Here is an 11,793-nt window from a genome sequence, read left to right on the forward strand (position 1 = left end):
ATAAAAAAAAAGGTTCAGCTGTAAAAACTGAACCTTTAAAAAAAACAATAGGTGTATTATAGATTGGGATTGTTCAATCTCGCGTCTGCTGGATAAATAATAGTATAACGCGGATCATTTTGTATCAAAGTATAATCGCTTCCATCAACAGTATGAACGATTTGTTTTTGAGTAGTTCTTCTCAAGTCAAACCAACGATGTCCTTCTGCAGCAAATTCACGGCGTCTTTCTTCACCAATAAATGTTGCCAGATCAGTTGCGTTCATTCCATTAACAGAAGTGGTAAGCTGTACAAGACCAGAAGGATTGTATCGTTTTGCAATAAAATCTAATACAGTGGTTTTGGCATCTGCTACGTTATTTAACTCCAATAACGTTTCTGCTTTTGTTAAATACAATTCAGAAGTTCTAAAAGAACATTTTTGAGCATCTTCACCACCTTTTTGGATTCTAAAACGGCTTCCGCTTGCTAAAAAGTAAAGCGAATAACGTAAATCTGTCGTTTTGTTGTAGGTAGCAATTAAGTCTGGAGAAGCATATGATGTCGCTTTCAAACTGTTGATAAAGGTGTTTTCAAGCGCTAAGATAGATTCTACGCCATCATATCTGTTAGCCAAAACTTTTGTTGCATTTAAATCAACTAAATTATTCTTGATTGCCAATGCTTTGTTTGCTGCATCGAGAGATTTTTGCCATTGTTTTTGGCACAGATAAATACGGCTTTCTAAACTATATAAAGAAGATTTTGAAAAACGGTAATTTAATCCTTTTGGCTGCGATACGACATTAAGCAATTTTTCTGCTTCATTGGTGTCAGAAATAATTTGATTGTAAATTACTTCTACAGTTTCAGGAATAAAAGCCTGTTCTAAATCGATCTCTAATGCCAATGGTACTGCTTTGTCGCTTGCTGCAGTTGTGGCATTGTAAGGTTTTGCAAAAAGATTAACCAAATCAAAATACGCCATTGCTCTTAAAGCGTAAGCTTCTCCAATTAATTGGTCTCTTTCTGCAGAAGTTTCGATTTTGTTAGAAGCTTCATTGATTAAAACATTCGTGTAAAAAATGACATTATATAAATTCTTATATTGAAAAGAAGTTGTAATCTTGTCTGGATTAGAATCTTTCCAAGTATAGATGTCTTTGTAATAGATAAAGTCATCGCTAAATTCATTCATTATAAGTCCATCTGCACGAACTTCAGTCAATGATTTGTGTTGTGGATAAACTGAATATCCTGTTGTTAAAACGGCGCGAAACTGTGGTAATGTTTCTGGAATTACTTTACCAATAGGCGTTACATCCAGATAATCATCGCAACTGCTTACGGTTAGCGCTGCGATAAAAAACAATATATATTTTGAGTATTTTTTCATCTTTTGATAGTATTAAAAAGTAACATTACATCCTAGCGTAAATGACTTAGGAACTGGCTGAGAATAAATATTTCCATAAGTTTCTGGATCAAAATACCCTTTGAAATCGGAACTGATTACAAATAAGTTTCTAGCTTCAACATTCAGTCTGATACTTGAAATATTAATTTGATCTGTAAATGCCTTTGGGAATGTATAACCTAAACGCATACTGTTTAATCTCATATAACTCATTTCATGAACCCATGTGTCCAGATAGTTCATTGTTTTAATTTGATTTCCTCCTGAATACCATTGGTAAGCCATCCACGAATCTCCTGTTCCAGAAGTCTGGCTTGTAATGCCTGGCAGGTTTGAAGAGGTGTTAGTTGGTGACCACGCATTTAAAATTCTAGTCGAATAATTAAATCCTCTGTCTACTTCTGCTCCGTAATAAGGCGGTGTTTCTACCATAGTTTGGTTTAAAGTAAACGAAGCCACAACTGCTAAATCAAAATTACCTACTTTGAAAGTATTGGTAATACCTCCTGTAAATTTAGGATCTCTATCTCCTAAATAAGTAAATAAATCTCTAAATTCTGCCGCTGATAAGTTAGATTGCGAAAACTCTCCTGGGAATATGTCTGCTAAAACATCATACAATCCGAAGAAAGTCTGGCTGTTTACAGTTTCTCCTTTTTTGTTAACGAATAATGGATTTCCGTTTTCATCAATTCCGTTTGTTTTAAATCCGAAAATTGCATTTACAGGACGACCTTCTCTGCTTGGCATATAATCAGTATCACGAACTTCTATACGATCAACATTACTTTTGTTTTGTGCAAGGTTAAAATTGGTAGTCCATTTAAAATTTGGACGATCGATATTTTTTGTGGCAATGGAAAGTTCAAAACCTTTATTGGTTACCTGCGCCCAGTTCATGTTTGTAAACTCAAAACCATTTTCTACCGGTAATGCTCTATTTCCTAATAAATCGGAACTTTTTCTTCCATAAACATCAGCAATAATACTAATACGGTTATGAAACAATCCAAGGTCTGCACCAAAGTTTGTACTTGTAGTTTTTTCCCAACGTAATTTTTCGTTCGGAGGACTAATTACTACAATCGTAGGTTCTGTCTGTCCCGGAAGAATAGTCGTAGTTTTGTTTTCTCCTACAACAAATGGAGAAGTGTTTTTGTCGATATTTCCCTGTAAACCGTAAGAACCGCGCAATCTAAGGTTTGAAACAATATTACTGTCTCTTAAGAAGTTTTCTTGAGAAACCAACCATGCACCAGAAGCTGACCAAAGTGGTAAATATTTGTATTTTGGATCTACACCAAATAAATCTGAACCATCATATCTCGCACTTCCGAAAACAGTATATTTTCTGTTGTAAGTATAAGAAGCCGTTGCAAAGAAAGAAGCAAATGCACTTTCGGTTTGTACCTTTCGGTATGTTCTGTATTCTGGGTTGTTTGCCATGTCAGCATTTGGGAAAACAATTTGCTGTGTTGTCAATGTATTTTCATCAAAACCGAATCCTTTTGTAAAAATAGAAGTTTGATAATTTCTTCTTAATTCATTACCAACCATAACTTCAACCTCATGTTTATCAGCAAAAACATTCGAGTAATTAAGTGTTGTCTTTAAATTGTATTGAAAAAAGTCGTTATTGTTATTTTCAATTACACCACCATTGGGAAGGAAGTAATTGAAACTACCATTAGAAAAATAACGTGATGTTTCTCTATATCTTCTAGTGTAGTAACTATTTTGACCAGCAAATTTCTCAGAAGAATTATGGTCCAACTGAAGACCGAGCTGGCTACTTGCTTTTAAATGATCTGTAATTTTATACTCGGCATCTAAAATCGCTTTTATGGCTCTTGTTTTTAGATCGTAAGAAGTATTGGCTCTTTCTTCTAAAATATTAAATGGAATGTAACGATCAGAATATCCAGTGATATCTTGGTCATATTTATAACTTCCGTCAGCATTATAAGGTGTCAGGTACGGATTTACGTTTCTGGTGTAATTTGCAGGATTCGTATTTGTGCTAACATCTGTCACGTAAGAGTTTTTGATAGACTCTGAACCGAAAAGTCCAACGCCAACTTTAAATCGGTCTGATACTTCGTAGTTGTTTTTTAAAGTTAAATTGTAACGTTTGAAACCAGTTCCGATAGTAGTTCCCTGCTCATCATAAAAACCTGCAGAGAAATAGTAATCTGATTTTTCACCTCCACCAGACATACTTAAACCGTGCTGCGTATTGATTGCATTTTGGTAAATTAAGTTCCCCCAGTTAAAATTATTGTTTCTTAAAGTATTGATAGCATTTTGTGTAGCCGGACTTAAAGAAGAGAATCCGCCAGTTCTGAAAGTGTTTAATTCATTAGCTCCATTCAAAATACGAGCGATCTCACCATTGGTATCTCTGTAGGTTAAATCGGAACGACTCGCCAGACCCAGTTCAAAATCAACTTTTTGAGAAGCATTCATCAAATTCAATTTGTCGAAATCTGGTTTTAGATTGATAAAAGTATTGGTGTTAACATTAATTGTCATTTTACCACTTTTTCCTTTTTTAGTCGTAATTACAATAACTCCGTTTGCAGCACGTGCTCCATAAATAGAAGTTGCAGCAGCATCTTTTAAAATGGTAATATCTTTAATATCATCAGGATTTAAGCCAGCGATAGAATAATTTGCCAATAAATCGATATTGTCTTTATCGTAGTTTTTAGGAACATCCTGGCTTTCTAATGGCAAACCGTCCAAAACCCAAAGAGGATCTTGTGAACCGTTAAGAGAAGCAGTTCCTCTAATTCTAATTTTAGCTGGCGCTCCTGGTGCTCCAGATTCCGTAGTTACAACAACTCCCGCAACCTGTCCTAATAACATTTGATCTACACTTGCAACTCCTGCTTGTTGAATAGAAGCCATGTCTACTTTTGCAATTGCAGAGGTAAGCTTTCTTTTTTCTATTTTTTGGTAACCCGTTACTACAACTTCCTGAAGTTTTCCAACTTCAGATTTTAAACTGATTGTATATTCTTTTTGAGAAGAAGATAAATCTAAAGTATAGGATTTGTATCCCATAAATGTTATTCTTAAAGCAGTAACATTTTTAGGGACTTTTAATTGAAACTTACCATCAAAATCTGAAGTAGTTCCGATGCTTGAGCTTTGAATAATTCCAGCCATAGCTGTTTTATTAGAGATAGAATTGTTTTCTACGAAAATTGATGCTCCTGGAACTGGAGATTTGTCTGTTTCGTCTAAAACAATACCCGAAATAGTTCGAGATTCCTGCGAATATCCTGCGATGGCCAGGAATAGCAGTAAGGCTTGTAAAATTTTTGTCATGTTTTTGGTTGTGTATTAAAAGGTTGTGTTATTTAGAGCTTTTTCGATTCGTTGGATCAAATCGCGATAATGGTTTTGGGTAGATTGGTTTCCTGTGTTTTTTTTAGTTTTTAATAATTGAAGCACTTTATTTAATTCTCCTTTTTTATCTGAAGTCACTTCTGTAACTCTTTTTAAAGAAGATTGATTAATATTTTTTGCCATGTGGGCATTATCTAAATAAGTGCACAAATGAGGCATATTTAAAGTCTGCTGAATGTCTAATAGTTTTTTAGCATCTGTTTTTTCGAATAATTTATTGGTCGAAACAATTAAAACATCTACGTAATTCTTTTGCGTCATACGCTCCAGAATCGATAATGATTTATTGGCAATTGTTCCTGCAAAAACGCTTTGGTGCATTTTTTTAAACAAATCATTTACGGTAAAAACGGGATCTTTGGATTTATTTCGCTGATACAATTCATTTTCAGTCATTCTCAGCAAACGATCATCGCTCAATAAATCATACAGAATACTGTATTGTAATTCTCTCGAAAGGGTATACGGAGTATATTCGTATGGTCCAAGAGGAGAATCTTTCAGCGGATTTGTTTTGTCTAAAATGTCATTGAAAAACAGCCATTGCGGAATCGTAAGTACATTTTTAGCTAAATAATCGGCAGCCCTTTTCTGCATCTCAGCAGAAACTGGAATATAGCTTTGTTTGTTATCTCCGTGAACCGTTTCATTCAAATAAACCCCACCAATATTATTCATTACGTGACGATTGTACAATTGCCATTGACCGATCGTGCCGATGTACAATTTTCCTGTTTCATAATAAGAACGATCTTTATCGTAAGTCCAGTTTAAGATATTCTCGACAACACGTTTAAGGTTTTTCAAACCGTATTCGCTTGCTTTTACGGCATCGTTTCCTAAATCTTCTGATTGCGAACGCGGATCAACGATATTTTCCTGCTGCTGGCCATAGAAATAAATGGGGTCATTTTGATGTTTTGTAATTAAGGCGTTTAGTTTTGCTGTCTCGTTTTCGTTAGGCGAATACCATCTGTAACCCCATTCAATAGCATATTTATCATATTCTCCAATTTTTGGAGTAATAACCGTTACATTGTCTTCTGGCTGAGCCACATAATTGTAGCGTGCGTAATCCATAATAGACGGAGCGGTTCCGCCCATTTTTGCTGTAAATTCTTTAGAACGCAATGATTCAACATCATAAGCAAAAGAAGAACCCATATTGTGTTTCAGACCAAAAGTATGACCAACTTCGTGAGAAGAAACAAAACGAATTGCCTCTCCCATATGTTCGTCACTAAATTTATTTCCTCTAGCTTTCGGATCGATTGGGCCAGTCTGAATACGCATCCAACTTTGAAGCGAAGTCATAACATTATGCCACCAGATAATATCAGATTCGATAATTTCACCGCTTCTTGGGTCAACCACAGAAGGTCCCATAGCGTTTGATTTTGGAGATGCTGCATACGTAATTACAGAATAGCGTACGTCATCAATATCAAAATCCAAATCTTGTTCAGTAGGTTCTTTTGCTATAATGGCATTTTTAAATCCTGCCTTTTCAAAAGCTGCCTGCCAATCGTGTACGCCATCAATAATATACTTTCTCCATTGTTTTGGAGTAGACGGGTCGATGTAATAAACGATTGGTTTTTTCGGCTCTACTAATTCACCTTTTAAATAACGCTCTTCGTCTTCTTTTTTAGGTTCTAAACGCCAGCGTGTTATTAATTCTTTTTCTAGCATTGCCTGCTGAGAATCGGCAAAATACCAGTGTTTTTCTGTAAAGAAACCAATTCTATTATCAGAAAAACGAGGTTTCATTGGAGTTTTGTCCAATAAAATAATATTGCTTGTAACCCCAAGAGTTACAGATAATGCAGGACCGCCTTCGCTAACAGAAGTAGTCAGCTGCGATTTTACCACAATGTTTTTTGGAAAAGATTTTAAACCTTCAATATAAGAAAGCTCAGATTTTACCGAACCGCCAAAACCAATGTTGCTCAAAACATCATTGAAGCTTTTTTGTTTTCCGTCAAAAATCTTATTTACTTTAATTACAACAGCTGTCGAATCATTATTTTTTGTTTCAATATCAAAAACTTCAATAATCGATTCGGCAAAATTATTTTGAACCGATTGTGTAATGGCATCCTCTTTAGGTGAAGAAACTTTCGGTACATACGATTTTACCCAAACCTTCTTTGCAATTGTATCTTTGTAAAAACTGATAATCTTGTTTTCATAATTCATTCCTTTGTTTAAACCTGCTTCGTTTACTTGAAAAGGGACTTGAGATAATTTGTTTACAACTAAAAACTCTCTTTGGAATAAACTGTCTTGAATTTCAAAATAAACATCGGTTTTAACCTGAATAATATTGAAAAGTCCTTTTTTAACAACGCCCTTTTTTAGAAGGTCACCATATTTTTTACCTTTTTTAGAATCGGTAGAATCTTTTTTAATTTCAGTTGTATCTTCTTTTTTGTCCTTCTTTTTCTTTTGAGATTGAACAGTAAGCGGTGATAATAATAATAAAAGTATGCAAATTGTTACCAAATTATGCAGGAATGACTTTTCCTTCATCAGATGTTAAGTTTAGGTTAATTTTCGATCCGAAACTATTTTATTTTAGTTAACGAAAAAAACAAAAAGGAGTGAGTGGCTTTTTTTTAGGAGTGAATGGATATTAATGGAAGAATACAAACAAAATAGCCATCTTTTTCTGATGTCTTAAAATTGTTTTTTGAATAATAGTTGTAAATACTCTTCAGGTAGTTTAACCCAAATTTAGTACTCGGTTCTGCAGCCAATTTCTTCTGAAGATTGTTGCTGATGATTACCTGGTTTTCTTGAATCAGGATTTTTGTAGTTAAGGGACTTTCCTGAGTGGCAGTATTATGCTTAATAGCATTTTCTACCGCAATCTGAAAAGATAGATAGGGGATGTGTTTGTTTAAAGCAGTTTCGTTTTCGATTTCTATAGAAAAGAATAATTCGTCTTTAAAACGAGTCTGCTGTAAAAAGATGTATTTTTCGATAAATAAAAGTTCGTCCTTCAGAGGAACAACGTTCTTCTCTGGCGGATCAATTAAATAACGATAAATGCGAGATAGGTTTAATGTAAATTTCTGCGCCACTTTAATGTCGCTTCCGATCAGCATATAAAGGGAGTTGAGCGAATTAAATAAAAAGTGAGGATTAATCTGCTCTTTTAATTGCTGTAACTGGATTAGCGCTTTTTCTTTGATGATTTTTTCGTTTTCAACCAAGAGCTTATTTTTCTCTTTTATCGCAATACCTTTTTCTCGGTAGGCACGCCTGTTGGCATAAGAGAAAAGATAAAAAATCAATAACAACATTATAGTCGTAATCGAATAGGTTAAAGTCGAATATCTTTTAATAATCGCTACATTTTCGTCTACAAAGATTTTTGGAAAATTAACGGAGATAAACCAGTTTGAATTTTTAACATCCAGCTTTTGAGTATAGCGTATTACATCGAGTTTCAAAAACTCAGACATCGTGACTCTTTTTACAAAATCTTCTTTTTCGCTAAAAATAGTGTCAGAAGGATTAAATGATGAAATCTTAAAAATGTTTTTTCCAATAAAAGCGGCTTCTGGATGATAAAGGCATGTTCCTTTTTTATCAAAAACAAAAGCGTAGTTGGAAGCTGTTTTGTCTGTTTTAGAAAAATAAGTATGCAGCAATCTTAAATTAATGTCGTAACCATATTTGACAACAGTATCATCATCTGAAATCAGTTTGAAGTAAATGCGCCAAACCAATTCTTTTCCCTCACGAACAACAATACTTACATGCTGTACCTTTTTGTTTTGCTGCAGAAAAGTTTTTATATCGTTTTTGGTTTCATTTGAGATAGTTTTGTTCCCGTACTTAATAAAATTTTCATTAATCTGAAACCAAGTATTCTCGACCAATCTGCTGTTGTCTTGTAGCTGAGACATAAGCTGCAGATTATTATCAAGATTATTGGAGTTGCTTATTTTTAGAACATGCGCTATCTTTTTTTCCTGCTCCAGAAATTTTGAAAATTCTTGAGACATGAATTCCTGTTTTTTAACTAAAGTACGTAACGATGCATCTTCATTTGCTTTTTCTGTAAGATCAGTAATAAGATTACTTAAAATATAAACAGATAAAACGGTAATCAGAATCGAAACAATAACGTATATTAAGAACGCGCGTCGAGAAGTAATATTTTTTATTCTAAATTTCAAAAAGTATCATCATGACTTAATTTGCTACGGCAAATTGCGAGTCATATAAATTTTTATAGTACCCATCAGTTTTTTGCAATAACTCCTGATGCGTTCCTTGTTCAACAATCAATCCCTTATCCATCACCACAATTTTATCTGCATTTACAATTGTTGCTAGTCTGTGCGCAATAATAATCGAAGTTCTTCCTTTTGTAATCGTTTCAGTTGCGCGCTGAATCATTTCTTCAGAATACGTGTCGATAGAAGAAGTTGCTTCGTCCAAAATTAAAATACTCGGATTACTTACATACGAACGTAAAAAAGCAATCAGCTGTCTTTGTCCAGAAGAAAGCATTACACCACGCTCTTTTACATCAAAATCATAATTATCGGGCAGATTCATAATAAAATCATGAACGCCAATTTTCTTCGCTGCATCAATTACTTGATCTCTTGTAATTTCAGGATTATGCAAAGTAATATTGTTATAAATCGTGTCGGCAAACAAAAATACATCTTGCAGAACGACAGCAATCTGTTTTCTTAAAGAAGCCAAAGTATAGTTTTCGATATTTTCGCCGTCAATGCAAATTGTACCGCTATTAATTTCGTAAAAACGATTCAGCAAATTAATAATCGTAGATTTTCCAGCACCAGTAGAACCAACAATGGCAACAGTTTGTCCAGCTGAAACTGACAAATCAATTCCCTTAATAACTTCTTCTTCTGGAATGTAACTGAAACGAACGTCTTTAAAATCAATTTTTCCGTTAAAAACTGGAGCCTCAATTGTTCCTGTATCCTGAATGTGATCTTGTGTATCGATAATGTCAAAAACACGATTGGCCGCAATCATTCCCAATTGCATCTCATTAAATTTATCCGCAATTTGACGAAGCGGATTAAACAACATTCCGATAAACATCGTGTATGAAAACAAATCTCCAAAAGTCGTAAAATGATCACCGTTTAATATTCGGAATCCGCCATAAACCACAACCAAACCTAAAGTAATAGACGAAATAATATCGGCAATCGGGAAGAAGATCGAGTTGTACAAAATCGTTTTAATCCAAGCGACTCTGTGTTTGTTGTTGATTTCTTTAAAGTTTTCGGCCTCGATTTTTTCGCGGTTAAAAAGCTGTACGATTTTCATTCCCGTAACACGTTCCTGCACAAACGAGTTCATATTAGCAATCTGTGTTCGTACTTCTTCAAAAGCAACCTGCATTTTACGCTGAAAAATTCTAGTAATGTAAACCAAAATTGGCATTGCAACGATAACAATCCAAGTCAGTTTCCAGTTCATGTAAAACATAAAAATCAAAACCACAACCATTTTCATCAAATCGCTTATAATCATAAACAAACCTTGGCTGAAAATTCGCGCAATCGACTCGATATCCGAAACGGCACGTGTTACAAGTTGTCCAACCGGAACCAAATCAAAATATTTCATTCTGAAACTCAAAATGTGTTTGAAAAGTTTCGTTCTAATATCTTTTACAATATCCTGCCCGAGCCAGTTTGCCCAATAAACAAAATAGAATTGCGAAAAAACCTCCATTAGCAAAACTACTCCCATCAAAATGATATACATCAGCAATCCCATTTTATCATGAGTTTTGATGTAACCATCGACCGTTTCTTTTAATAAATAAGGACGAAGTGCTGCAAAAATAGACAGCGAAATGGCAAATAGGATTACGCCATAATAACGCCATTTGTAAGGACGGGTATATTTTAATATTCGTTTGAATAATCCAGTATCGAATGCTTTTGCTTTCATTTATTTTTAGGAGCTGTTTCCTGCTTTCCGTTACAAGTTTTTTTCAAAAATATGTTTTTGTAATGTTTTGCTAAGAGCTTCCGTTGGTCGCTTTATCAAAACACAAAAACTATATTTTTTTCAAAAAAGCTTTTCACTTCAATCAGGGCTATTTATGTAATCGTACTCTATTTTGGTTAAATATAAACCATGTGCAGGAACCGAAAATCCTGCTTTTTCTCTGCTTTTGCTAGCAATGATATTTTCAAAATCTATTAAAGAAATTTTCTTTAAACCGATATTGATCAAAGTGCCAACAATCGCGCGAACCATATTCCTTAAAAAACGATTTGCTGAAATGGTAAAAATCAGTTTTCCATTTTCTTGTTTCCAGTATGCCTCAAAAATCGTGCAATCAAATGTATTGACATCGGTATGAACTTTCGAAAAACATTCGAAATCAGTATGTTTTAATAAGAGCTGAGCCGCTTCATTCATTAATTCAACATCCAATTTCTGCGTAACATACCAGCTCAATTCCTGTAAAAACGGATTTTTAACGGTATTGATATGATATTCATACGTTCGTTTTGTCGCATCAAATCGGCAATGTGCATCATCGTGAACGAGTATAATGTCAAAAATTGCAATGTCTTTTGGTAAATACGAATTCAGTTTGTGAATTAAAACCGGAATATCTAAGGTTTTTTCTGTATCAAAATGCCCGTACATTTCGCTTGCATGAACACCACTGTCAGTTCTTCCAGCACCCATAATGCTGATAGTTTCATTTAGTAAAACCGAAAAAGCCTTATTTAAAGTTTCCTGAACTGAAGAAGCATTTGGCTGTATTTGCCAGCCATGATAATGGGTTCCGTTATAAGCGAATTGAATAAAATATCTCATTTTAAGGGACAGAGGTTCTGAGAGGCAAAGGTACAAAGGTTTTTTTTAAGATGCTAAGATTCTGAGATGCTAAGGTTCTAAGGTTTTTCTTTTAGGTGGCAAAGTTTCAAAGTGACAAAGTAACAAAGGTTTTTTT

6 protein-coding genes are annotated in these 11,793 nt (G+C 34.3%); all 6 read right to left on the reverse strand.

The window, feature by feature from the left end; all coding sequences use genetic code 11:
- Positions 1-56 precede the first annotated feature (56 nt).
- The 6 genes from AC3E9W_RS07430 to truA all read right to left on the reverse strand — a co-directional run bounded on the left by AC3E9W_RS07430 (position 57) and on the right by truA (position 11,657).
- On the reverse strand, positions 57-1,376 hold the full coding sequence (locus AC3E9W_RS07430; RefSeq protein ID WP_488767831.1) for a RagB/SusD family nutrient uptake outer membrane protein: 1,320 nt from the start codon (positions 1,374-1,376) through the stop codon (positions 57-59).
- A gap of 12 nt (positions 1,377-1,388) precedes the next feature.
- Entirely contained in the window at positions 1,389-4,730 is a 3,342-nt protein-coding gene (locus tag AC3E9W_RS07435) for a SusC/RagA family TonB-linked outer membrane protein (RefSeq protein ID WP_488767832.1), read from the reverse strand.
- A gap of 15 nt (positions 4,731-4,745) precedes the next feature.
- Positions 4,746-7,343: a zinc-dependent metalloprotease gene (locus AC3E9W_RS07440; RefSeq protein ID WP_488767833.1), complete on the reverse strand. Its 2,598-nt coding sequence runs from the start codon at positions 7,341-7,343 to the stop codon at positions 4,746-4,748.
- Between the two features lie 86 nt (positions 7,344-7,429).
- On the reverse strand, positions 7,430-9,001 hold the full coding sequence (locus AC3E9W_RS07445) for a histidine kinase (RefSeq protein WP_488767834.1): 1,572 nt from the start codon (positions 8,999-9,001) through the stop codon (positions 7,430-7,432).
- 16 nt (positions 9,002-9,017) lie between these two features.
- The gene (locus tag AC3E9W_RS07450; RefSeq protein WP_456896382.1) at positions 9,018-10,772 is read right to left on the reverse strand and encodes an ABC transporter ATP-binding protein; all 1,755 of its coding nucleotides are present in this window, start codon (positions 10,770-10,772) and stop codon (positions 9,018-9,020) included.
- A 138-nt stretch (positions 10,773-10,910) separates the two neighbouring features.
- Positions 10,911-11,657 (reverse strand): tRNA pseudouridine(38-40) synthase TruA, encoded by a 747-nt coding sequence (gene truA / locus AC3E9W_RS07455; RefSeq protein WP_488767836.1) that lies wholly within the window; start codon positions 11,655-11,657, stop codon positions 10,911-10,913.
- Positions 11,658-11,793 lie beyond the last annotated feature (136 nt).

The organism is Flavobacterium sp. 38 (assembly GCF_057799715.1).